This window comes from Pantoea sp. Taur (assembly GCF_009830025.1).
Taxonomy (GTDB): Bacteria; Pseudomonadota; Gammaproteobacteria; order Enterobacterales; family Enterobacteriaceae; genus Pantoea; species Pantoea communis.
The window spans coordinates 476,662-498,745 of record NZ_SZZZ01000001.1 but is presented as its reverse complement, the minus strand read 5'-3'; the positions used below and the strand labels follow the sequence as shown (position 1 = coordinate 498,745).

20 protein-coding genes and 1 pseudogene are annotated in these 22,084 nt (G+C 55.9%); 7 read left to right on the top strand and 14 right to left on the bottom strand.

Annotated features, from left to right (window positions below; translation table 11 throughout):
- Window positions 1-95: 95 nt before the first annotated feature.
- Entirely contained in the window at window positions 96-953 is an 858-nt protein-coding gene (locus tag FD744_RS02290; RefSeq protein WP_160867143.1) for a MurR/RpiR family transcriptional regulator, read from the bottom strand.
- 196 nt (window positions 954-1,149) lie between these two features.
- Here FD744_RS02290 and FD744_RS02285 point away from each other — a divergent pair, with 196 nt between their 5' ends.
- A complete protein-coding gene (locus FD744_RS02285; RefSeq protein ID WP_160867142.1) occupies window positions 1,150-1,788 on the top strand; it encodes a LysE family translocator in 639 nt (212 codons plus the stop codon).
- Here the strand turns inward: FD744_RS02285 and FD744_RS02280 are convergent.
- The 5 genes and pseudogenes from FD744_RS02280 to FD744_RS02260 form a co-directional block, all read right to left on the bottom strand.
- Window positions 1,759-2,559, bottom strand: coding sequence for an AraC family transcriptional regulator (locus FD744_RS02280; protein WP_160867141.1), 801 nt, complete (start codon window positions 2,557-2,559; stop codon window positions 1,759-1,761). The genes FD744_RS02285 and FD744_RS02280 overlap by 30 nt on opposite strands.
- Window positions 2,560-2,719: 160 nt before the next feature.
- On the bottom strand, window positions 2,720-3,520 hold the full coding sequence (locus tag FD744_RS02275) for an inositol monophosphatase family protein (protein WP_160867140.1): 801 nt from the start codon (window positions 3,518-3,520) through the stop codon (window positions 2,720-2,722).
- Between the two features lie 14 nt (window positions 3,521-3,534).
- On the bottom strand, window positions 3,535-4,596 hold the full coding sequence (locus FD744_RS02270; RefSeq protein WP_097118858.1) for an ABC transporter ATP-binding protein: 1,062 nt from the start codon (window positions 4,594-4,596) through the stop codon (window positions 3,535-3,537).
- A pseudogene (locus FD744_RS02265) lies at window positions 4,593-6,815 on the bottom strand (ABC transporter permease). The gene FD744_RS02270 and the pseudogene FD744_RS02265 overlap by 4 nt, the downstream one beginning before the upstream one ends.
- A 118-nt stretch (window positions 6,816-6,933) precedes the next feature.
- Complete coding sequence (locus FD744_RS02260; protein WP_160867139.1) at window positions 6,934-7,962, bottom strand: ABC transporter substrate-binding protein; 1,029 nt, start codon at window positions 7,960-7,962, stop codon at window positions 6,934-6,936.
- 214 nt (window positions 7,963-8,176) lie between these two features.
- On the opposite strand from FD744_RS02260, the gene FD744_RS02255 reads away from it, so the two are divergent.
- Together FD744_RS02255 and FD744_RS02250 are read left to right on the top strand one after the other, a co-directional pair.
- Entirely contained in the window at window positions 8,177-9,211 is a 1,035-nt protein-coding gene (locus FD744_RS02255; RefSeq protein ID WP_160867138.1) for a LacI family DNA-binding transcriptional regulator, read from the top strand.
- Between the two features lie 59 nt (window positions 9,212-9,270).
- On the top strand, window positions 9,271-10,554 hold the full coding sequence (locus FD744_RS02250; RefSeq protein ID WP_160867137.1) for a histidine-type phosphatase: 1,284 nt from the start codon (window positions 9,271-9,273) through the stop codon (window positions 10,552-10,554).
- Here the strand turns inward: FD744_RS02250 and FD744_RS02245 are convergent.
- Window positions 10,538-11,449: a LysR family transcriptional regulator gene (locus FD744_RS02245; RefSeq protein WP_160867136.1), complete on the bottom strand. Its 912-nt coding sequence runs from the start codon at window positions 11,447-11,449 to the stop codon at window positions 10,538-10,540. The two genes, FD744_RS02250 and FD744_RS02245, sit on opposite strands and share 17 nt — an antisense overlap.
- A gap of 132 nt (window positions 11,450-11,581) precedes the next feature.
- Here FD744_RS02245 and FD744_RS02240 point away from each other — a divergent pair, with 132 nt between their 5' ends.
- The gene (locus FD744_RS02240) at window positions 11,582-12,262 is read left to right on the top strand and encodes an SDR family NAD(P)-dependent oxidoreductase (protein WP_160867135.1); all 681 of its coding nucleotides are present in this window, start codon (window positions 11,582-11,584) and stop codon (window positions 12,260-12,262) included.
- Between the two features lie 80 nt (window positions 12,263-12,342).
- On the opposite strand, the gene FD744_RS02235 is transcribed toward FD744_RS02240, so the two are convergent.
- The gene (locus tag FD744_RS02235; protein WP_160867134.1) at window positions 12,343-13,266 is read right to left on the bottom strand and encodes a LysR family transcriptional regulator; all 924 of its coding nucleotides are present in this window, start codon (window positions 13,264-13,266) and stop codon (window positions 12,343-12,345) included.
- 102 nt (window positions 13,267-13,368) lie between these two features.
- Between FD744_RS02235 and FD744_RS02230 the strand changes: the two genes are divergently transcribed.
- Window positions 13,369-14,190 (top strand): MBL fold metallo-hydrolase, encoded by an 822-nt coding sequence (locus FD744_RS02230; protein ID WP_160867133.1) that lies wholly within the window; start codon window positions 13,369-13,371, stop codon window positions 14,188-14,190.
- A gap of 4 nt (window positions 14,191-14,194) precedes the next feature.
- Window positions 14,195-15,538: an amidase gene (locus FD744_RS02225; protein ID WP_160867132.1), complete on the top strand. Its 1,344-nt coding sequence runs from the start codon at window positions 14,195-14,197 to the stop codon at window positions 15,536-15,538.
- Between the two features lie 27 nt (window positions 15,539-15,565).
- Here FD744_RS02225 and FD744_RS02220 read toward each other — a convergent pair whose 3' ends face one another.
- The 4 genes from FD744_RS02220 to FD744_RS02205 all read right to left on the bottom strand — a co-directional run bounded on the left by FD744_RS02220 (window position 15,566) and on the right by FD744_RS02205 (window position 19,182).
- Window positions 15,566-15,973: a DUF2000 family protein gene (locus FD744_RS02220; protein WP_045833270.1), complete on the bottom strand. Its 408-nt coding sequence runs from the start codon at window positions 15,971-15,973 to the stop codon at window positions 15,566-15,568.
- Window positions 15,974-16,007: 34 nt separating this feature from the next.
- Window positions 16,008-16,865, bottom strand: a complete 858-nt coding sequence (locus FD744_RS02215) for an AraC family transcriptional regulator (protein WP_160867131.1) — start codon at window positions 16,863-16,865, stop codon at window positions 16,008-16,010.
- A 28-nt stretch (window positions 16,866-16,893) separates the two neighbouring features.
- The gene (locus FD744_RS02210) at window positions 16,894-18,180 is read right to left on the bottom strand and encodes an SLC13 family permease (RefSeq protein ID WP_202403379.1); all 1,287 of its coding nucleotides are present in this window, start codon (window positions 18,178-18,180) and stop codon (window positions 16,894-16,896) included.
- Window positions 18,181-18,282: 102 nt separating this feature from the next.
- Entirely contained in the window at window positions 18,283-19,182 is a 900-nt protein-coding gene (locus FD744_RS02205) for a LysR substrate-binding domain-containing protein (protein ID WP_160867129.1), read from the bottom strand.
- A gap of 98 nt (window positions 19,183-19,280) precedes the next feature.
- Here FD744_RS02205 and FD744_RS02200 point away from each other — a divergent pair, with 98 nt between their 5' ends.
- The gene (locus FD744_RS02200) at window positions 19,281-20,051 is read left to right on the top strand and encodes a 2OG-Fe(II) oxygenase (protein ID WP_160867128.1); all 771 of its coding nucleotides are present in this window, start codon (window positions 19,281-19,283) and stop codon (window positions 20,049-20,051) included.
- Here the strand turns inward: FD744_RS02200 and FD744_RS02195 are convergent.
- Together FD744_RS02195 and FD744_RS02190 are read right to left on the bottom strand one after the other, a co-directional pair.
- A complete protein-coding gene (locus FD744_RS02195; RefSeq protein ID WP_160867127.1) occupies window positions 20,036-21,124 on the bottom strand; it encodes a DUF2817 domain-containing protein in 1,089 nt (362 codons plus the stop codon). The genes FD744_RS02200 and FD744_RS02195 overlap by 16 nt on opposite strands.
- A gap of 24 nt (window positions 21,125-21,148) precedes the next feature.
- Window positions 21,149-21,919, bottom strand: coding sequence for a transporter substrate-binding domain-containing protein (locus tag FD744_RS02190; protein ID WP_097118844.1), 771 nt, complete (start codon window positions 21,917-21,919; stop codon window positions 21,149-21,151).
- Window positions 21,920-22,084: the final 165 nt, after the last annotated feature.

Below are 22,084 nucleotides of genomic sequence, written 5' to 3'. Positions count from 1 at the left end.
TAAGCGCATCTTGCAGGATTCATTTGGATCACGTCAATGCAATAATGATTCACATGCATTCTATTTTCTTATGACGGATACAAATGAATCATTACTCAGGATTTGCCAGGCACCACATATGCTCCAGATTCAATCAGATAGCGTTCGGCATTTTCGATTTTATGCACAGCATCACGGCCATGGCGCGCCACCAGCATTGCCAGTAAGCACTCTGCCAGCCCCATGCCAGAGACCACTGAGGGGAAGAACGACGGACTGTCGATAGAGAATAACAGGGTGCAGTCGGCGGCCTGCGCCAGCGGGGAAACCGGTGAATCGGTAATCGCGATGATCTTTGCGCCTGACTGCTGCGCGGCGTGCAGCACATCCAGTGACTCGCGAGAATAAGGCGCAAAGCTGGTCAGCAGTACACAATCCTGGGCGGTGAGTTCACGAGTAAACACCTCGATATTACTGGCGAGGCCATCAATCAACGAGACCTGACGATTGAAGAGTCGGTAAACATAAAACAGTGACCAGGCGATGGGAAAACTGGCGCGAAAGCCGCAGATATAGACGTTATCAGCCGCATCGAGCAGGGTCACAGCTTGTTCCATTTCCGCCTGATTTTCGTTTTGCGTAAAGGCCAGATTGGCCTGATGCGCGCTAAACACCTCATCATACAGCTGCGGCTGTGTTCCTTTGGCGATCAGTTTTTCGGCCTTGGATACGTATGTATCATTGCGCAGGCCAATGTCATCAATGAAGGCATCTTTCAGTTCGCCCCAGCCGTTGTAGCCCAAACGCTGCGCCAGGCGCAGCAGCGTGGCAGGTTTCACCCCGGCTTCAACGGCAAACGCGCGCATCGATTGCACCACCAGCTGATTGGCATTTTGCAGAGAGAACTCAGCCGCGCGCTGCAGTTCTGGTGACAGCTCACTGAACTGGCCGACAATTTTTTCCCGAAGATTCATGGCGTTTGGTCGTTGATGGCAGATGGATGCATATAAACATAATTGCGACGGCGAGAAAACCAGACGCAGAGACGATTCATCCTGGAGCGAATGCCGTGGTGCTCCGGGCGCTGAGGCGCAATTCTTTCCAATACAGTTTGATCCGTGCCGTGGTTTAATCACGCCCACGGAAAATAATAAGGACAGGCTCGTTGTTATGCTGCAGTTTTCAAATGGTTTTCTGCTGAGTTTATCGCTGTGCCTTGATATTGGGCTTGCCAATATCGCCATGATTACCCTCGCGATGCAGCGCGGCTATTTTCATGGCTTTTGGTTAGGGATTGGCACCTGCATTGGCGACCTGATTTATGCGCTGCTGGCGCTGGCAGGCATGGCGGTGGTATTGCAGTTTACTGCGGTACGCTGGGTGTTGTGGATTGGCGGTGGATTATTACTACTGTGGTTCGCAGGTAAAATGTTGATCGCTGCACTGCGTAAAGACGCGGCGTTACCCCCAACGGAGCAACAGCCTTATCGTTCGTTACTGCGCGAGTTCAGCCGTGGCGTGGTGCTGGCGATGTCATCTCCCACGGCGATTTTGTGGTTTGCCAGCGTGGGCGGTGCACTGATTGCTCGCATGGGGCACGGCAGCGTCAATGCCACCTCTTCTTTCCTCGGTGGGTTCTTTATCGCGGGAGTGGTCTGGACCTGTGTGTTGTGCCTGGTGGGCAGCATGGGCGGTAAGCTGTTGGGGCAGCGCCTGTTAAAATACTCCTATCTCGCCTCCGCACTGATCTTCTGCTATTTCGCCGCCTATGTGATGGTGTCAGGCTATCGGGAGTTTGTACTGGGCTGAGGCAATCTGCTGCGCGTAATGGTGTGGCGTGGTGCCCATCACTTTGCGAAAGGCGTTAATGAAGTGGCTCTGATCGTAAAAACCCAGTTGCAGCGCGGCCTCCTGCGGATGTACCCGGCGGCGCAACAGTTCCCGCGCCTGCTGTAGCCGCAATTGCATGTGATATTGCAACGGTGGCAATCCGGTGAGCTGGGTGAAACGACGCACCAGATGATATTTACTCAGCCCGGCCCGTTGCGCCAGCGCATCCAGTTGCGGCTTCTCGTGCAAGTGTTCACCAAGAAACTGCTTTACCTGTTCGATAATCTGCACTTCCCCCTGCTCGGCACACTCTTTATCGTCGAGCAGTTCACCACACAGCCACAGCAACTGTTGTTCCAGCAGTAACTCATCTCCTGCGCGTGCGGCCTGGTCGAATTCAGTGATCGCCTGAAACAACCGCGCGTCATGGAACACCCCTTCGCGCAAAGCGGGCGCAGCGGTGGTGCCAAACATTTCGGATAAGATCACCTGCGGCAAGTGAATGCTGATAAAACTCACCGGATCATTGCTGAATAAGGAGGACTGAATCGCGCAGGGATTATAAATCGTCACCTGCCCGGCAAACACGTCAGAGACTTTGCCATCGAGCCAAATCTCTTCGCGCCCGCTGAGGTTAGCGCAAATTACATATTCATCATGCAGATGACGTGGAAAGCGGCTGCCAGTGGCGTTCACGCGCGAACATTCAATGCCATTGCGGCTAAACCATTCTGATGAGGAGAGCGACACGCGATTACCCGGTAAATATGGTGATGGGTTATAACAGCATCGCCAGGGTCGAATTGCAATGCTGTTGGGGTGTGAAGGCTGATTCGCATCCTTGCCGATTTTGAAAAAAACGATTGCCGGAAGTCGCTGCTGCAACGGCTTCCGGCAGCGAGGATAAGGCTTAAATTCCCGCAATCCGTTTTAAATCAGCTTCTGCGCCAGGCGCCACCGCCAGCACCTGAGCGCCTTTCAGCAAACGTTCGCCTTCGGTATTGAACGGGTGATACCAGCCGCCCGCCTCTTTCACCAGGCAGTAGCCCGCCAGACAATCCCATGCGTGCATATAAGGTTCGTAATAGCCCACCACGCGGCCAGCGGCTACCCATGCCAGCATCAAGGCACCAGAGCCGATACGGATGAAGTTGCCCCCGGCTTCCAGCAATGAGGCCAGGATTTTACCCACTTCAGCGGGGCTAACGTGGCTGTTAGCGCCAAAGCCAGTGACATGGTTTTGCAGCGTGCGGTTTGGATCGACCTGCAAGCGACGACCATTCAAAGTCGCGCCTTGCCCCAGCGCCGCTACATAGCACTCCTGATAGGTGGGCGCATAGATCACCCCGATCACCGGCACGCCGTCATGCAGTACCGCGACGGAAACGCACCAGTTAGGCATGCCGTTCAAAAACGGGCTGGTGCCATCAATCGGATCGACTACCCAGGTGTATCCCGATGTGCCTTCCTGCAATCCGTACTCTTCCCCCAGGAAACCGTCGTCGGCAAACTGAGCGCGAATCTGCTGGTCGATCATCTGCTCGACTTCGCGGTCAGCACGAGACACCACATCCTGCAGATCATACTTGGTCTCGACCACCAGCGTGTCGCGATGATGGAAATACTCCAGCGCCTTCTCGCCCCCTGCGCGTGCCACTTTCTCTGCCAAAATCAAACGTGCCAGCAGCGCGTCATTCACGGTGTCACTCATTATCTGTCCTTAAATTATCCGGCAATCAGGGCTAATCCCTGAGGTTTAAAATCAATCGCCACGGCAGAAGCCAGCGGCAGACGCTGCTCCATCTGCGCATCAACGATAAACAAGGAACCGAGCGGCGTGGCCACTTCATATTCGATGTGATCACCCAGCCATGTGCTGTGGGTCACTTCGCCTTGCAAGGCTCCCTGCCCATCGCTGTGCAACGTAATAAACTGCGGACGCACCGACAATTGGGCCGAGCCGGTTGGCACGCCGTTACCGCGCACGCGATAACGCAGATTTCCCAGCCGCACCAGCGCATCGTTGCCCTCCACTTGCTCGACTTCGCACGGCAGAATGTTGGCTTCCCCCATAAAATCAGCGATGAACACCGAATTCGGGGAGTGGTACAGGCTTTCAGGTGCGCCCTGCTGGGCAATATCACCCTCTTTCATGACAATAATTTTATCAGATACCGCCAGCGCTTCTTCCTGATCGTGGGTGACATAGACTGCGGTAAAGCCAAGTCTTTGTTGTAGTTCGCGAATATCGGTGCGCACGCGGCGACGCAGACGTTCATCAAGATTGGATAAGGGTTCATCCAGCAGCAGCACCTGCGGTTCCAGCACCAGCGCACGCGCCACTGCAATACGCTGTTGCTGACCGCCCGAAAGCTCAGACGGCAATCGCTGGCCCTGGTTTTCCAGTCCCACCAGTTTCAATCCTTCGCGCGCCCGGTCTTGCGCTTCCCGCTTGTTCATTCCCGAGGACTGAAGCCCATACATGATGTTGTCGAGCGCGCTCATATGGGGAAACAGCGCGTAAGATTGGAACACCATTGCCACATCGCGCTCGTTGGCAGGCAAATGTGTTACGTCTTTGCCGCCAATCAGAATGCGCCCGGAGGTGGGATGTTCCAGCCCCGCCAGCAAGCGCAGCGTGGTGGTCTTGCCGCAACCAGAGGGGCCCAGCAGCGTAACCAGCGTGCCAGGTTCCACCGTCAGTGACAGATCCGGTAAGGCGTTGAAGCCCGCAAAACGTTTAGTGACATGCTCAAATACCACGGAACCCGCATTGATACTGGTCATACGGTTCTCTCCTGAGTTAACGAAGTTGATGTCGACGGCACAGCGATATCCGCGGGGCGGGCAACACGACGCAATTTTCGCTCACCCACCAGCCACTGAAACACGCCAATGATCAGTAACATCACCACAATCAATACGGTGGAGTAAGCAATCGCCACACCGTACTCACCGTTTTCCACCAGCCCGACAATGTAGGAGGTCGCCATGTTGTACTGCGCACTGACAAGGAAGATCACGGCGCTAATGGAAGTAATAGCGCGAACGAAGGCATACACTAACGCGGCGCTGATCGCCGGTTTGAGCAACGGCAGCACCACTTTGCGCAGCGTGCGGAAACTGTTGGCACCCAGCGTCAATGAGGCTTCATCAAGGCTTTTATCCAGTTGGCTCATCGCCGCAATGCCCCCGCGCACCCCCACCGGCATATTACGAAACACAAAGCAGGCAATCAGGATGAGAGCCGTACCGGTGATCTCCAGCGGCGGCAAGTTGTACGCCATCACATAACTCACACCAATCACCGTGCCCGGAATAGCGAAACTCAGCATCAACAAGAATTCAAACGTCTGACGGCCGGCAAACTTCTGTCGCACAATCAGCCAGGCGGTGAGCAAGCCGACAATCGCGGTGAGCGGCGCGGCAATCAGCGCTATCTCCAGCGTGGTCCAGAACGAGTTCCACGCCACGCCGGTCCAAAGCAAATGCCCGTCACTGCTGCTAACACGGAAAGCTCGCACCTAATGCTCGACAGTGAGGGCGTCATTTAGCCCCCATGACTGCACAAACCCACCGACGACGATCATGCCGTAAATCACCAACGTGAAGAGCCCCCACGGGATCACCATGCCATACACGCCATAGCGTAATAGTCTGGGCAGTTGACCATGTTTGCCGCCGTCGCCCTTACCGGTGACGGTGGCGAAATTTTTGCCGCCCAACCACCAACGCTGCAGTACGAACGCCGCCAGGGTGAAGCTGAGTAAAATCATCGCCAACACCGCTGCCCGACTGGGATCATTCTGCGCGCCGACTACCGAGAAGAAGATTTCGGTGGAGAGCACACCGTGACTGCCGCCCAGCACCATCGGGTTACCAAAATCAGCCATGCTTTCGATAAAGCTGATCAGGAAAGCGTTGGCCAGACCGGGCGCCATTAAAGGAAGGGAAATGCGGCTGAAGGTGCGCCAGCGGTTGGCGCGCAGCGTTTGTGAGGCTTCTTCCAGTGAAGGGCTTACCCCCTCGACCACACCAATCAGCACCAGAAACGCGATAGGCGTGAATGACAGCACCTGCGCAATCCAGATGCCGGTTAAACCATACAGCCATCGTCCAGGTTCGATGCCAAACAGCGCCGCCAGATATTCCGTGACCACGCCTGAACGGCCAAACAGCAGAATCAGCGCCAGACCAATCACAAACGGCGGCGTGATAATCGGCAAAATGGTCAGCATACGCAGCGCTTTTTTACAGGGCAGCGGCGTGCGCGTGGCGGCCAGCGCAAAGGCCAGCCCCAATAACGTAGAACCAGAAGCCGTCATCAGCGCCAGCCACAGCGTGCGCCAGGCCGTACCGCAGGTGCCTCCTTGCAAACAGGCCAGACTCCAGATTGAAGGATCCTGAATATTGCTGATCAGTCCGTCGGGTTTAAAACTGCCATCAACGTCCTGCACCGAGACCACAAACATGCTCAGCACCGGATAAAGCACAAAAATACTGACCAGCGCGGTCAGTAATACCAGGGACGCCACCACAAAGGCATCGCCTTTCAACACGCCTCGCTCGGCCAGCGCAAACGAAAACAGCAGCAAAAAGGTGGTCATCAACAGCAGTGCACCCGCGCCCATCGCCGGTTGGCCCTGCTCCAGTGCCCCGAAGCGATTTTCCAGCCATAACCAGCTCCAGCCGCTGTAGCCGATGGCATGCCCTTCAATCACCAGAAAAATGACGCCCAGCGCGCTAAATAACAGCATCAGCCGGCTGCGCGCGCCAGGTGGAAGTAATCCGCACGCGGCACAGAGCGCGAACAAGGTTAACGCAATGGCCAGCCACGGATGTGTACTGACCTGCCACAAGGCGGGCGCATTAGCAGGATCGCCCCACAGATTGAGCAGCCAACTGCCATCGAAAAAGCCGGCTTCCAGGCTGTACCACGGCAGTACGAGTAGAGATGACAGGCCGATCAACAGTGCGCCGGTGAGCCGACGATTATTTGCATTCATGAAACACCTCAAGAGGGAGAGACGCACTCTCCGGCTCGCAGTGGAATGATGTGTTGAAAGGCGCCACGGCAAGGATAGGATCTCGCAGGATGTGGCGCGGGTTCACGCAGTCAGGCCATCACTGTGCGCTGGCACCAATCTCTTTATCCCAGCGGCTGAGCAGCGCTTTGCGTTTAGCGGAGTCGCCATAAGTTTTGAAGTCGTAATCAATCAGCTTGATGTTTTCGAAGCGTGGGGCGTATTCCGAGATTTCTGCGTTACGATTTGACGGCAGCTGGAAGGATTTCGCTTCCTTCATATGCGACTGCGCCTCTGCGCTAAGCGCCCAGTCGTACCAGACTTTGGCATTCGCCAGGTTGCGCGCCCCTTTCACAATCGACATTGAGCCGATTTCATAGCCTGTGCCTTCACAGGGCGCCACGGTTTTGATCGGGAAGCCATCCACTTGCATTGCAACGGCATCATGCATGAACACGATACCGACCGTGGTTTCACCTCGCGCCGCGGCTTTCACCGGTGCAGAGCCAGACTTGGTGTATTGCGAAATGTTGGCATTAAGTTTTTTCAGGTAGTCGAAGGCCTGATCTTCCCCCATGATTTGCACCAGGGTGGCCAGTGTGTTGTAGGCGGTACCGGAGGAGTTAGGGTTAGCGATTTGAATTTCCCCCTTAAAGCCGGGATCCAGCAGATCTTTCCAGCAAGTGGGTTCTTTCAGTTTTTTATCGGCTAACAGTTTGGTGTTATAGCCCCAACCCAGTGCACCCGCGTAAATTCCCACCGTGCGATAGCCCGAGTTTTCAGCCTGTTTTTGTGCCCAATCCTGCTGCTGGTCAAGCAGTGGAGATTTGTACACTTGCGTTAACCCCTCATCGGCCGCCTGCATATGCGGATCGCCGGTACCGGCCCACCAGATATCGGTACGCGGATTACGCGCTTCACTGCGTAAACGCGCATACGCTTCCCCCGCCGACAAACGCACCATACTGACTTTGATATCTGGATGGCTCTGGCTGAAGATACGTGTCATGTGTTCACACACCACCACGTCAGCGGAACAAACCATGTTGAGGTTGCTCGCCGCAGAGGCAGCGAAAGGCAGTGCAGTACAAGAGAGGGATAGTGCGACGGCGATTGAGGTGGCTCGCATGGTGTTCTCCTTGGATTGTAGGGTGGTGCTTCACTGGCACCTTTTGCACATCTGTGCAAAGTAGTAATGAACAAAAAAACAGCTGTCAATTTGCTTGCTGCGCAATTGATAGCCTATGTCACAAAAATGCAACAAATTAGATCCTGAACGGTTTGCACACCTTTGCAATTTGAGGCAGACTCTTTTTCAACCGATGTTTGCCCAGGAGTTGAGCATGCAGAGTGAGAAAACCGTGGTCAGTGCCCAGGATGTGGCAGAGCGTGCTGGTGTATCGCGCTCTGCGGTATCGCGCGTGTTTACACCGGGTGCCAGCGTGTCCTCTGCCATGCGAGCCCGCGTGATGAAAGCCGCACAGGAATTGGGTTATCACGTCAATCATCTGGCGCGCGGCCTGGTGCGTAATCGCAGTGGGATTGTGTGCTTAATAGTCTCGGAGATCGCCACACCCTATCGCGCCAGCCTGGTGCGCTGGCTGACCCAGTTTCTGCAGGAAGCGGGAAAAATTGCCATGCTGATCAATACGGATCGTTCCGACAACAGCGTGTCAGCCGCGTTACAGCAGGCGATTAACTTCCGTGCGGACGCCTCGATCATCCTTTCCGGTATGCCGGATCGCACCATCACGCGTCAGTGTTATCAGCATGGTCAGCGCATCATTTTGATTAACCGCGATGAAGCACTACCCGGTTCACTCAGCATCAATCTGGATGCACAGCGAGCCGCTGCCACAGCGGTGATGGCGTTTCAGCGTGCTGGCTGTCGCCACCTCGCCTTTGCTAACTCCCTGGCGGGCACACCCAGTCTGATGAAACGGGAAGCGGCATTCGTTGCCGAAGCGCAGCGCGTTGGGATGACGGTTACCGTTGAGCGCTTTGGCTCCACCTCTTATGAAAGCGGGCAGATTCTGGCCCACCGATTGCTGACTCAGCATCAACGACCCGACGCCGTGTTTTGCGTGACCGACCTGGTTGCTTGCGGATTTATGGATGAAGTGCGCCACCGCTTTGCCCTGCGCGTACCCGAGGACTTGTGTCTGATCGGCTATGACAATATCGCGCAAGCGGGTTGGTCTTCTTACCATCTCACCACCTTTGCCCAACCGGTTGAGCTGTTTGCGCGCGATGCCGTGAACTGGCTGATGCAAACCGAGGCCGATGAGACCGGCTTTACTCCGCAAACCGAACAACAGCATGACAGCTTGCTGTACCAGGCCGATGTGGTGTGGCGCGGGTCCGTGCGCGGTGCCTAAACACAGCGTGTTATCCCACCCGGTTCTGCATAAACGCCCTATTTCGTATAAGGATCACGATGAACCTTCGTAGAAATCACTTTGCCGCCAGCCTGTTGATTGCCGGTGCGTCCTGGTTTAGCGCCCTACCGGCACACGCTGAAGCGCAGTATCAGCTGGAAAAGGTCGTGGAACTAAGCCGACATGGTATTCGCCCACCCACGTCTGGCAACCGTAAAGAGATTGAAGCGGCGACTCAGCGCCCGTGGACCATCTGGACCACACACGATGGCGAGTTGACCGGGCATGGCTACGCTGCCGTGGTGAACAAGGGGCGCTGGGAAGGCGATCATTATCGTCAGTTGGGTTTATTGACGTCAGGCTGCCCACAGGCACAAGAGGTGTATGTTCGCGCCAGCCCGTTGCAACGCACCCGCGCCACTGCCCAGGCGCTGGTGGATGGTGCATTTCCAGGCTGTGGCGTTACGGTGCATCACGTGGCGGGTGAGGATGATCCCCTGTTTCAGACCGAAGCGTTTCCGGCTACCGATACCGATCCCGCACAACAACTTGCCGCCGTGACCGCTACGACGGGGAATCTGGTCGCACGTCAGCAGGCGCTACAACCTGCCGTTCTGGCATTAAAAAGTGCTGTCTGTCAGCCAGGCAGCGATTGCTCGGTCTTTGGCAAACCGTGGCAGATCAACCAGAGCAAGAGCGGCAAGACCTATGTGCAGGGATTGAGTGTTCTTGCCAGCATGGTGGAGACGTTGCGTCTGGGCTGGAGTGAGAACCTGCCGGCAGATCAACTGGCCTGGGGCAATATCACCCACTCTACACAGATAACCGCTGTATTACCGCTGTTAACCGCTAATTACGACCTCAGTAACGACGTGCTGTATACGGCGAAAAAGCGTGGCTCCATTCTGCTGAATGAAATGATTCAGGGTGTTGAACAGGGTGTCAGCCCCGTTTCAGATGCCGTGCCGGATGCACGCTGGCTGCTGTTTGTCGCACATGACACTAACATCGCGATGGTGCGCACGTTGATGGGCTTCACCTGGACTTTGCCGGGTTACACGCGCGGGAATATTCCGCCCGGCAGTAGCCTGGTGTTTGAACGCTGGCGCGATAAGCAGAGTGGCGAGCGATGGCTGCATGTTTACTTCCAGGCACAAAGCCTCGATGACCTTCGTCATCTGCAGTCTGTCGATCAAGCGCATCCGCTGTTGCGGGAAGAGTGGCGAACGCCTGACTGTCGGGTCACCGAGGTGGGTACGCTTTGTCCAATGGCATCCACGTTAGCGAAATTCGGTCAGCAACGTGATCCTACCGCCATTACGCCGATCAGTTTCGCGCCATAACGCAAACCTGTTTCACCACGCCGCGCAACCAGCGATGCGCGGCATCATTCTCCAGTCGAGGATGCCACATTTGTGACACTGTCATTTCCGGCGTGGCAAAGGGCAACTCAACCATCGCTAACGCCTGGCTGTGAGCGATCAATGGGTGATGTGCAACCAGCGAACGGGGCACCAGCGCCACCCAATCCGAATCGACCACCAGCGCCACAGCGGCAGAGAAAGCCGGCACAACAGCAACAACCTTGCGCTGCAATCCGGCTTGCTCGATGGCGTCATGGATCGGTCCACCCCGTTCTGCGCGACGAGACGCCACAATATGGCCAAATCGGGCCAATTGGGTGATGTCCATCTGCTGTGTCAAAGGATGGTCCGCGCGCACCACGCCGACAAAACGATCGCGAAACAGCGCCTGCAAGCGGATTTCAGGCCCCATATTGCCGAGCACGCCAATCTCTATATCAATGCTGCCATCACGCAATTCACGATCACTTTTCTCCGGCTTTGCCACAAAGACCAACTCGACCTTCGGTGCCTGCGCGGTCACAGCAGCAATCAACGTACTGCCAAACGCTTCGACAAAGCCTTCGTTGGTGCGCAGCCTAAAACAGCGATTCAGCTGTGCTAAATCCAGCGTTTCAGCATCCGGGCTGAGCACTGCATGTGCTTCCCGCAACGTACGCTGCGTCCGTTCCCGTATCGCTTCTGCATAAGGGGTCAGCACCATCTGGCGGCCGGCCCGTACCAATAACGCATCGCCCGTGACATTGCGCAGGCGACCCAGCGTGCGGCTCATCGCGGATTCGCTCAGGTTCAACTGGCGTGCCGCGCCCACCACGCTGCCCGTGGTGAGCAGCGCGTCGAGTGCCGTGAGTAAATTCAGATCGGTGGTGTTCATGGACACTATCCTGCTGGATGTCGAGCGGCATAACAAGGCGTTTGATGCAGGTTATCACTGCATAGGCTGCGTGTTCCGCCTCCCCTCACTCCGCGCTAGACTTTTCTTAAGAACTCAACTGAGGAACACAGGATGAAAACATTATTGATTGGCGCGTCACGCGGGTTGGGATTCGCACTGGCAGAAACCATGCTACAGCGAGGCTATCAGGTTGTGGCGACGGGGCGAGCCCATTCTACCGATAAACTGTCGCAGTTGGCTGAGCGCTATCCGCAACAGCTGACGGTGGAAACGGTGGATATTAGAGACCCCGAGCAAGTTCGCGCTCTGCATCAACGCCTGGCGGGCACGGAGTTTGACATGCTGTTCGTCAATGCCGGGGTGAAAAATGACGATCGGGAAACGATAGCCGACGTTTCGACCGAGGAGTTCACCCGTGTGATGGTGACCAACGCGCTCAGCCCATTACGCGTGATCGAGACATTCAAAGATCGGGTCAGCCCCAACGGCACGATTGCTGTGATGTCTTCCGGTCAGGGCAGTCTTACCAACAATACCAATGGCAATTACGAGGTGTATCGCGGGAGTAAAGCAGCGCTGAATATGTTTATGCGCAGCTTTGCCGCACGCCACCAGGATGCGCGCACACTGCTGTTAATGGCGCCGGGTTGGGTGCAAACCGATATGGGCGGGCCGGAAGCTCGCCTGACCATCGACGAAAGTATCCCGAATCTGCTCAACACGATGGAAGCCTATGCGGGTCGCACCGGGCTGCATTATCTCGATTATCTGGGTCGCGTCGTGCCCTGGTGAAGTCAAAGGGATGAGCAGGACGCTAAAGCCTGAAGCCTGAAGCCTGAGCCTGAGCCTGAAGCCTGAGCCTGAAGCCCAAACTACATCTTCCGCTGCAGCAGACTGCGCAATGTCTCGCGCAGCCAGCGGTTTGCCGGATCGTCTTGCTGCGCGTTGTGCCACAACAAAGACAGTTCATAATCCGGCATTTCAACCGGCACGGGCGCTGCTTTTAAGCCATAGCGTTGGCACCACGCGGGAGCCAGCCCCTGCGGTACAGTGGCGAACAGCGGCAACTGCTGGAGTAGCAGCGGTAAGCTGGAAAAGTGCGGCGTGACATAGCGTACACGTCTGGATTTCCCCAGGCGCTGCAGAGCATGGTCAAGAGCACTTTCACTGGCGCCGCGATAAGAAACCAGCGCATGCTGATGACGCACAAACTGCGCCAGCGTTAGCGTTTTCAGCGCAATTTGCTGCTGGCTCCACAAGGTGCGAAAGCCCGCCGGGCCGACTTTTTCGCGGGTTAAGTCACGACTGGCTTCATTTCCGACGGTGATTACCACATCCGCCTGCTGCTGCTCCATCAACGGAATCGCCTGCCAGGGATCGGCAGCCACCACATGAATATCGATACCCGGTGCGTGGCTTGCCAACTCCGATAACAAATCAGCCATCAGCCACTGTTCCAGCCAGTCGCTCATGCCGATGCGAAAACGGCGGGTATCACGCTGTGGATCAAATGCATCGGGCGTGAAGATCACCCGATGCAGCCCCTGCATCAGCGGTGCGAACTGCTGCACTAATTGCTCGGCACGCGGCGTCGGTGTCATGCCGTATGACGTGCGAATAAACAGCGCATCATCGAACATTTCACGCAACCTTTTCAAAGCGGCACTCACCGCTGGCTGGCCGAGGTAAAGGCGATTGGCGGCCTGCGTGACGCTGCGTACCTCGTACATCACCATCAACACCACCAGCAGATTGAGGTCGATACGAGAGAAATCATTTTCATTGATGTTGTTCATGATTTTAATCGATTTAAATAATTTTTTCCGCCTCAGTATAGTGACTTTCAACTTACTGTCACGGGCGCTGTTAAACGCGTCCTCTATCAAGTGGAGCACAGCATGAACATTCAGATAGGAGAATGCCGGGTTGAAAAAATCACTGAGCAGCGCGCCGCTTTTCCGTTTGGGGTGTTGTTTAAGGCACATCGTTCTGAGATGAGTGACGCCTTTGCCGAACAGCCGGCTGAAGTGTCGATACACAGCTGGGTGGTGCGTGCCGCTGATCACACGATTCTGATTGATACCGCAACCGGCAATGGGCGCAATCGGGATAACAAACCATTATTCCATCAGCTGAATACGCCTTATGTCGAAAATCTGGCACGGGCGGGCGTGGATCCTGCTGAAGTCACGCTGGTATTGATGACGCATATCCATACCGATCATGTTGGCTGGAATACGCACTGGGTGGACGGTAAATGGCAGCCATTGTTCCCCAACGCGCGTTATGTCTGCTCGGCGATTGAATTGCAGCACTGTCAGGACGATCCCGCCAGTCAGGAACTGTATCGCGACAGTATTCTGCCGCTGATCGAACGCGACCAGCTGCAGACCATCAATGTGCAGGAATCTCCTCTGTTCGCCGGCGTGCTGCGCTATATTTCCACGCCGGGTCACAGCATCGATCACGCATCGATTGTGCTGGAAAGCCAGGGCGAGTATGCGATTTTCCCGGGTGATGTGATGCACCATCCGGTGCAATTTCAACACCCGCACTGGAACTCGCTGTTCTGTGAAGACCTTCCGCTCGCGATGACTTCACGTCAACGCGTTATAGACTGGTGCCAGCAACATCAGGCAATCTGGTTCAGTTCCCATTTCCACAGCAGCTCTTTGGGCCGTGTTACGCCTGATGGGCAATGGAGTCCAATCGAGGATTGACCGGATGCAATACGCTGATTATCTCACCGCGTCGCTGAGCGACTTATCCCTGGCACTGCAACGCGGTGATGTTACCGCGCGCCAGCTGACCGACTTCGCACTGCAGCGCATAAGTGAGGCAGACCAGCCGCGCTACAACGCCATCACCTGGCTGTTTGCGGATGACGCGCGTGCGGCAGCAGAACTGAGTGATACACGCCGTCAACGCGGTGAGGCGTTGGGTCAGCTGGACGGCATCCCGGTGCTGATTAAAGACAATATTGAAGTACAAGGCTGGCCCACCAGCGCGGGTTCGGTGATGTTGCGTGACGTCATCGCCCAAACCGATGCCCCGCTGGTCACCACACTGCGCCACCAGGGCGCGGTTATTATCGGTAAAACCGCGATGCATGAATTGGCAGCGGGCATTACCGGCGCCTCGTCGCTGACCGGCTTCACCCACAATGCCTGGCGGGAAGGACGTTCACCGGGCGGATCGAGCAGCGGCTCTGCAGTTGCCGTTGCCGCCGGTTATGTGCCGCTCGCCATTGGCAGCGACACAGCAGGTTCGGTGCGTATACCCGCCGCGTTTAATGGCCTGTTCGGCTTACGCATGACACGAGGTGCACTTAGCACATCGGGCATTGTGCCGCTGTCGCCGACGCAGGATATCCCCGGCCCGCTGGTGCGCAGCGCGGCCGATCTGCGTATCGCCAGCGAAGTGCTTACCGGCAAGACATTTGCTACTGCGGGAGAAGCATTACGGGTTGGCATCTGGCAGGAAGGATTTGCCGCTGATGAAGATGAGATTAACCAGGCGGTGCAGACTGCCGTGGCCGGATTCGCGCCATCCATCCTGAGTTGGCCTGAACTGGAGGCGCTGGCGGCAGAGGCGAATATTATCGGCTATGAATTTGCTGAAGCGCTGGCAGAGTATTTAGCCGATAAGCCGCAGGCGCAGTTCCATACCCTGCCGGATATCGCTGCGTCCGGGCTGTATCATCCTCAGCTCGAAACGGTATTTAAGACCCGCGCGGTTCATCCTGGCACAGCCAGCGAAGGTTATGCACGGGTGCAGCAGCGCCAACATGATCTTTACCAGCAGCTGGTGGCGATGTTTGACCAGCACAACATTAACCTGCTGGCCTACCCGGTGGTGCGCCGTGCGCCAGTCAAACACGGCGAGATGCAGGAAGGCAGCAATGCGCTGGTTTCAGCGGTGACTGGTGCGCCAGCCATTTCGATTCCCGCAGGCCTCAGTCAAGACGGATTGCCGATTGGCGTCGAATTGCTGGCGCTGCGTGGCCGGGAAGATTTGCTGTTGCGCGCGGCTGAAGCTTTCGAGCTGCGCATTTCGCTAAATAAATAAAAGCGTCGCCACAGTTGGCGACCGCGTTTATCCGTGCAGTGACAGCCCTTTAATCGCCTTATCCACCGCTTTCTTTGGCCCACGAATCGCGATGCCGACCAGGTTCAGGTTGTCGGCATCTTCAGCCATGAATACCTCGCGGTTGGCGGCATCATGTCCGGTGGCGAACATCGCTTCCACATACGGGATCACCGTCAACTCCCGTTCCAAACCCTGGCGATGCGCCCGTTGTAATCCCGTGACATCACCCGCAAACACCAGCATCGGCTGGCCTGCCATATTGCCGTATTGGCGCCCCTTCGCATCCACGTATGGTTCGCCCATCATGTCAGGCGCGGCAGAAGCAATGCCGGTGGCGAGAAAGGCCACCACATTCAGGCGCTGCCAGGTGGCTAAATCATCACGAACAATCAGGGCGATTTTGGTATCAAACATCTGTCACTACTCTCCGATGGGGTCTAAAACAGCATCATCTAAGAGTCGCGGGGGTGGAATATAGAACGTTTGTGCACTGTCGTTGATAGGAGGCCGGTGTCATGCGGTAGGCGCGTTGGAACCAACGCCCTAAATGGCTCTGATCGGCAAAACCAACCTGAGCGGCAACCTGCACTGGCTCAATGCCCTGCGCCAGCAGCACACGTGCGCTGCGCAACCTCAGTCGTACCAGGTAGGCATGCGGTGACTGACCAAACGCCTGCTTAAACTGACGCGTCAGCTTAAAGCGATCGATGCCCGCCAGCCGTGACAGCTCATCCAGCCCTATATCCTGCGCCATAAAATCGTGCAGATAGTCGCGTAAAAGTTGCATATGCTGCATCGCTGCGCCTGATTGCGCATTGGGTTTGGTTTCAAGATGGCGGGAAAGCATCGTCATCAGATGATCGAGGCTTTGGTCGCGCGCCAGTCGCCCTTCACTGTGATGCACTGAAAACCACGCCTGCTGGATGGCACTGGCCAACAGCGCATCATCATTTAACGTGTGGCGAAACGCACCTTCGATGTTGGATACATCGCCCAGACCGCGTCGCTGCATCATCTCTGCCACCCAGCGCTGCGGCAGATAAAGCATGGTGTAGGTGAAACCCTCTTCGTTAGGCGCGTGGCCGTCATGCACCGCGCCCGGCTCAATCAAAATGGCGCGGCCCGGCGTGCTGGTGTGCAATGCGCGATGACAATTAAAACGCTGTAAGCCTTGCTGCGTCACGCCCACCAATAATTCGTCGTGATCGTGCGGATCGTAGGCGTGTCCGCGAAAATGCGCGTTGACGCTTTCGATACCGGTTTCGTCATCGCGACGAAAATCGACCCAATCATTATTGGCTGACATAACGGCGTGCTCAGGCAGTGAGGGAAAGTCAGGCATAGCCTAGCAGCCTGAACCAGAGATAATCCAGTGGTAACAGCAGCAGCACGCTGAAGATAAACACCAGCACGCACAGTTGCAGGCCCGCTTTGGCAGGCACATTACCCAGCCCCATCGCCACCACCACTGGCGAAGCCTGATAAGGCAACAGCGGCGTCGCGTAGGCAAACACCTGCATCATGACGACGCTCATCAGAGAAAAGCCGGATGGGTTTGCCAACTCTTGCGCGATCGGCGTCACCATCGCTGGCACGCCGTTCGCAGTCAGCACAAAGTTGAGCAGCGAGACCAGCGAGTTAAGCACCGCGAAATTACCAAACGAAGCGTGATCCTGCAGAGGCAGCACGCTGAGCAGCAAATTGGCAATCAGTCGGCCAAGTCCTGAATCCACCACCACTGTCGCCACCCCGAGAATACCGGCGATATAGATACAGGTGCGGAAATTAACCCCGCTGGCGAAATCATCTCCTGAAAGAAAGCCAATGCGCGGCAGCAGACAAATACAGGCCGCCGCCAGCCCAACCCATGCGGCAGGCAAGCCGTGCAGGCTATCGGTCATCCACAGCAACAGAGTGATAGCCAACAGGCCCATCAACCGCCATTCGCTGCGGCTGAGCGGCTCAAGTTGATCGCGATGGCGCACGGGCTGAGGTTGCGCGCGGAACAGGAACAGAATAGCGGCTGCGAGTATCATTCCCTTGCCGATCCCCACCACCGGCATATGCAACAGCCACCAGGGCAGCCACTGAAGATGGATCTGGTAAGCGTTTTCGGCAGCACCGCTCAGCACCAGATTGGGCACGTTAGCCGGTAAGATGCTGGCGGAGAGCTGGAAAGTGCCAAATCCCACGGCTAATGCCAGACCAATGCTGCCGCGACTCCCCGCTTTAATGCCTGCACGCTCACCCATCGCCAGCACCACAGGCATTAACAGCGCAATACGTCCCATATTCGATGGCATCACCAGCGCCAACAGATAGGTCAGCACCAGAGTCCCCACCACCATGCGCGGCCAGCTCTGGCTAAACGGCACCACCAGATAGTTAGCCCAGCGTTGTGCAAGCCCGACTTTGCGGATCGCCGCGCCGAGCACAAAACCGCTCAATACCAGCCAGAAGGCTGAAGAGGCAAATCCGCTGAAGATGGTGCTGGTCGGGGCGATGTTAAGCAGCGTGGCGGCGGCAAAAAACAGCAGCGCGGTGAGATATTCCGGCAGGCGTGCACTTGCCCACAGCAAAATGGTGATGGCTATGACCAACGTGGTAAGCCAGAAATGCATATCTAAAGTCACTGACTGAACTCCCTGTCTACGATCCGTCGCACAAAGCGGATAAGCATAGTGCAATCCACGATTTGCAATGCTGAGTCAGTTAACAGTTTGTTAAATTGCCAGCTGTCCGAGCCAGTTTATTAACGCTTCACTGCCCGGCTGGCTGCGCGAACGCTGCGGCCAGGCAAGAAAATAGGGTTTACTTAATGGCAGGCTTAACGCATCAACCATAACCAAATCCCCTCGCGCCAGCTCAGCGGCAATCAGTCTTTTCTGCCCTAACAGCAAACCCGCCCCTGCCACCGCAGCATCTATCGCCAGGGAGGTGAGATTGAAGCTTAACGCGGGTTGAGGCGCAGGTTCCGCCATCCCTTTCGCCTGATACCAGCTGCGCCAGTCCGGCAAAAATCGCCCTTCATTACCCCAGTCAAGATGAATCAATGGAGCCTGTTGCAACACACTCTCCAGCGGATATTGTGTGAGCAGCGCGGGACTCGCCACCGGCACCACTTCATCCAAAAACAGACGCTGCTTATCAAGCTGAGGATAGCGATCTTCACCAAAGCAGATAACAAAGTCTGCTGGGGTGGCATTAAAATCCACCTGCGCATGAGTGCCGTGCAGCGATAAATCAATGCCAGGACAGTGAACGCGCCACTGCGCAATATTGGGCAGCAGCCACTTCGAGGCTAGCGCGGGCAATGAATAGAGCGTGAGCTTGGGCATCGCCGCCACATGACGCAGGTTTTGCTGACCGAGATGCAAAATATCAAAAGCTTCCGTGACATAGCGCAGATACTCTTTACCGGTTTCAGTGAGCATTACCCCGCTCTGCGTACGCACAAACAGCGCGCTGCCCAGCTGTTCTTCCAGCTGGCGGATCTGCTGACTTACCGCCGCAGGCGTCAGGGCCAGTTGCGCGGCGGCTTTTGCTAAACTGCCTAATTCCGCCGCCACCTTAAATGACTGGATAACGCTGATTTTCGGTAAACGTGGTGACTGTGCGGGCATTAAAGTTTCCTTAGCAGGGCATTAAATTTATATCGTTACGCACTAACATATCAGTGAGTTACTGTGATAACACACCTGTCACAATGAGAACTGTTGCTATGTCTGCATTGATTCGTTTCGACTTGCATCCCCTGGCCGACGCCGACTGGCGACGTGAATGCCGTGAACAGCTCAACCAGCATGGCGCGCTGGTTCTGCGCCAGTTTTTACAACCCGACGCGCTGCAAAGCATCATTGCCGAAGGAAACGCTCAGCGCCATCTGGCCTATCACACCCTCAGCAAGCATAACGTCTATCTGATGAAGAAAGACGAGGCGTTCGACGCTGACCATCCGCGCAATCGCGATGTGATCAGCACTAAAGGCTGTATTACCGACGACGTGATCGCCGCCGAATCGCCGCTGCGCCAGCTGTACAACGACGAACTGTTTAAAAGTTTCCTGTGCGACGTGCTGGGTGAAACCGCGCTCTATCCTTACGCCGATCCGCTCTCTTCCATCAATCTGCATTACGCGCCTGATGGTCAGGAGCTAGGCTGGCACTTCGATAACTCCTCCTTCGCCATCACCCTGCTGGTGCAGAAACCCCGCGCGGGTGGTGTATTCCAGTATGTGAAGGATCTGCGCGATGCCGATGCCGGTGAGATGAACTTTGATGGCGTGGCGGCGGTTTTGGATCAGCGCCAGCCGGTGGACGCGCTGGCGATTGAAGCGGGTGACTTAGTGCTGTTCCGTGGCCGCAACTCAATGCATCGAGTGACGCCAACCGAAGGCGACATCACACGCATGCTGGCGGTGCTGGCGTACAACACGCAGCCGGGCATCGCCCTGTCGGAAACGGCGCGCATGACCTTTTATGGTCGGTTGTGATCGGCGTTTAACAAACCCTGCCAGCCGCGTACAAAAATCTGCTGGGTCCGAAAAGCCACCAGATCGCGCCAGTCGCGGTCTGCTGGCCAGAAGCCCTCTACCAGTTGTTGCTTGAGCGCACGCCCTGACTCACTGGCCGGGTCGCCCTGCAAATGCAGCCAATGATCGTCACGCACGCGACGATGCATCTCTTCGCCGGGATAGGTTCCGCACTCCACCACCAGTGGCAAGATATGCGTCTGCGGCAGTGATTCCAGCAGGAACTGTGACAGATAACCCGTTGCGGTCGCGGTCACTCCGGTGACACTGTCACGACCTGCACCGGTAAACAGTAGCGTCAACCACTCGCCATACAACGATTTTCCCCACTGATGCGCAGCGACCTGCTGCTCAGCAATCGAGAGCAACATTGGATGCCCCCATGCTCCGGCTCCCGTATGCAGATCGAAGCTCAGGATGGTTTTTGCCTGCGATAAATGGTCGGTGATAATGGTTTGCATGGTGCGATAAGACCAGCTCGGTTGCTGTCCACCGTATAAGAAGCCGTCAGCGAATTGGTATTGCCCGGCTTCCACCACCCGTTTCACCGCCAGCCAACCTGCACCGTTAAGGGTTTCAGCTAATAGCTCATCAGCTTGTATCCGATCGCCGTGGTAAATCCCGTGCCATGACGGGTATTCCGGATTGGCGGGGGCTGGCTGAGTAAAATCGATAAAATTGCGATTAAGATCGATGTTGTCTTCGTTGACACGCCGCAAATGGGCTGCGCCCCAGGGATTCAACAGGTGCAGCAACACAATCGCGGTGTCATCGGGCAAGGCAGTCAGACTAAAGCGATTAAGCCACTCAATCTGGCTGTCCGACCCGTAGTAGCCCTCCACCCCATGCGTGCCCGAGATGATCATCATCAACTTGCTGGCACCGGGATCGCCGATCACAGCGACATCGGTATAAAGCGTTTCACCTTGTGGGCCCGGCAGCGGATGCGGGTATGAAGTCAAAGCGCCGTGCTGGCGCTCGACTGCCGCAACAAAACGGGCACGTTGGGACGAGTAATGCGGCAAATCTGACATGCTGTTTCCTGTAAATAAGGGCGCTTACGGATAAACCTTAAACTTGAAGTATTTTTTCGCCAGCTGATCGTAAGTGCCATTGTTGTGCAGTTCGGCCAGCGCATCATTGATCAGTTTCAGATGCACGGTATCGCCCTTACGCAGGCCAATTCCCACACCGTTGCCCAGCAGCTCTTTATCCACCAGCGTGGCTTTGATGACGTAATCTTTGCCTTCCGGCGTATTCAGGAAACCCTGATCCGCAGACACCGCATTCGCCAGAGTGCCATCCAGTCGCCCCGCGACCAGATCGGGATAGATCTCCATCTGGTTCGGATAGGAAACCACATTGACACCCTGTGCCGCCCATTTTGCTTTGGCGTAGGTTTCCTGAATGGTGCCCTGCGCCACGCCGATGTTTTTACCGCGCAGCGTGCTGATATCTTCGGTCAGGGTGCTGCTTTTTGGCGTCAGCAACGCACTCGGCGTGATATACAGCATGTTGCTGAAATCCACCTGCTCACGGCGTTTCTCCGTCATCGACATCGCCGACAGAATCGCATCAAATTTTTTAGCCTGCAGTGCCGGAATACTGCCATCAAAACCAATCTGCACCCACTGGCATTTTACTTTTGCCTGGGCGCAAATGGCGTTGCCCAAATCGATATCAAATCCTTTGAGCGAGCCATCGCTGGCTTTGGATTCAAACGGAGGGAAAGTCGGATCGACACCAAAGCGCAGCGTCTGCTCAGCAAATGAGAGGTGGCTGAATGCGCCAAGTGACAGCAGTAACGCGAAGGACAAACTCTTTTTCATTGTTATCTCCAGCAGGCAGGTAAATTCACAACGGCATGGAGATTTAATAACATGACGGAAACATTACCACCACTAAAAAAATGGATTTGACGCAGAGGGAATTCTTATAAAAAAGAAGGAGTTAAGCGATTTTATCTCCGGCAGTAAGAGAATCTTAATGCCGGA

Coding starts and splice junctions, on each gene's coding strand:
- FD744_RS02260 (WP_160867139.1), bottom strand. CDS start 7,962: ATGCGAGCCACCTCAATCGCCGTCGCACTATCCCTCTCTTGTACTGCA.
- FD744_RS02275 (WP_160867140.1), bottom strand. CDS start 3,520: ATGAGTGACACCGTGAATGACGCGCTGCTGGCACGTTTGATTTTGGCA.
- FD744_RS02290 (WP_160867143.1), bottom strand. CDS start 953: ATGAATCTTCGGGAAAAAATTGTCGGCCAGTTCAGTGAGCTGTCACCA.
- FD744_RS02245 (WP_160867136.1), bottom strand. CDS start 11,449: ATGAACACCACCGATCTGAATTTACTCACGGCACTCGACGCGCTGCTC.
- FD744_RS02250 (WP_160867137.1), top strand. CDS start 9,271: ATGAACCTTCGTAGAAATCACTTTGCCGCCAGCCTGTTGATTGCCGGT.
- FD744_RS02225 (WP_160867132.1), top strand. CDS start 14,195: ATGCAATACGCTGATTATCTCACCGCGTCGCTGAGCGACTTATCCCTG.
- FD744_RS02190 (WP_097118844.1), bottom strand. CDS start 21,919: ATGAAAAAGAGTTTGTCCTTCGCGTTACTGCTGTCACTTGGCGCATTC.
- FD744_RS02205 (WP_160867129.1), bottom strand. CDS start 19,182: ATGCCCGCACAGTCACCACGTTTACCGAAAATCAGCGTTATCCAGTCA.
- FD744_RS02285 (WP_160867142.1), top strand. CDS start 1,150: ATGCTGCAGTTTTCAAATGGTTTTCTGCTGAGTTTATCGCTGTGCCTT.
- FD744_RS02210 (WP_202403379.1), bottom strand. CDS start 18,180: ATGCATTTCTGGCTTACCACGTTGGTCATAGCCATCACCATTTTGCTG.
- FD744_RS02200 (WP_160867128.1), top strand. CDS start 19,281: ATGTCTGCATTGATTCGTTTCGACTTGCATCCCCTGGCCGACGCCGAC.
- FD744_RS02270 (WP_097118858.1), bottom strand. CDS start 4,596: ATGACCAGTATCAATGCGGGTTCCGTGGTATTTGAGCATGTCACTAAA.
- FD744_RS02240 (WP_160867135.1), top strand. CDS start 11,582: ATGAAAACATTATTGATTGGCGCGTCACGCGGGTTGGGATTCGCACTG.
- FD744_RS02255 (WP_160867138.1), top strand. CDS start 8,177: ATGCAGAGTGAGAAAACCGTGGTCAGTGCCCAGGATGTGGCAGAGCGT.
- FD744_RS02195 (WP_160867127.1), bottom strand. CDS start 21,124: ATGTCAGATTTGCCGCATTACTCGTCCCAACGTGCCCGTTTTGTTGCG.
- FD744_RS02220 (WP_045833270.1), bottom strand. CDS start 15,973: ATGTTTGATACCAAAATCGCCCTGATTGTTCGTGATGATTTAGCCACC.
- FD744_RS02230 (WP_160867133.1), top strand. CDS start 13,369: ATGAACATTCAGATAGGAGAATGCCGGGTTGAAAAAATCACTGAGCAG.
- FD744_RS02235 (WP_160867134.1), bottom strand. CDS start 13,266: ATGAACAACATCAATGAAAATGATTTCTCTCGTATCGACCTCAATCTG.
- FD744_RS02215 (WP_160867131.1), bottom strand. CDS start 16,865: ATGTCAGCCAATAATGATTGGGTCGATTTTCGTCGCGATGACGAAACC.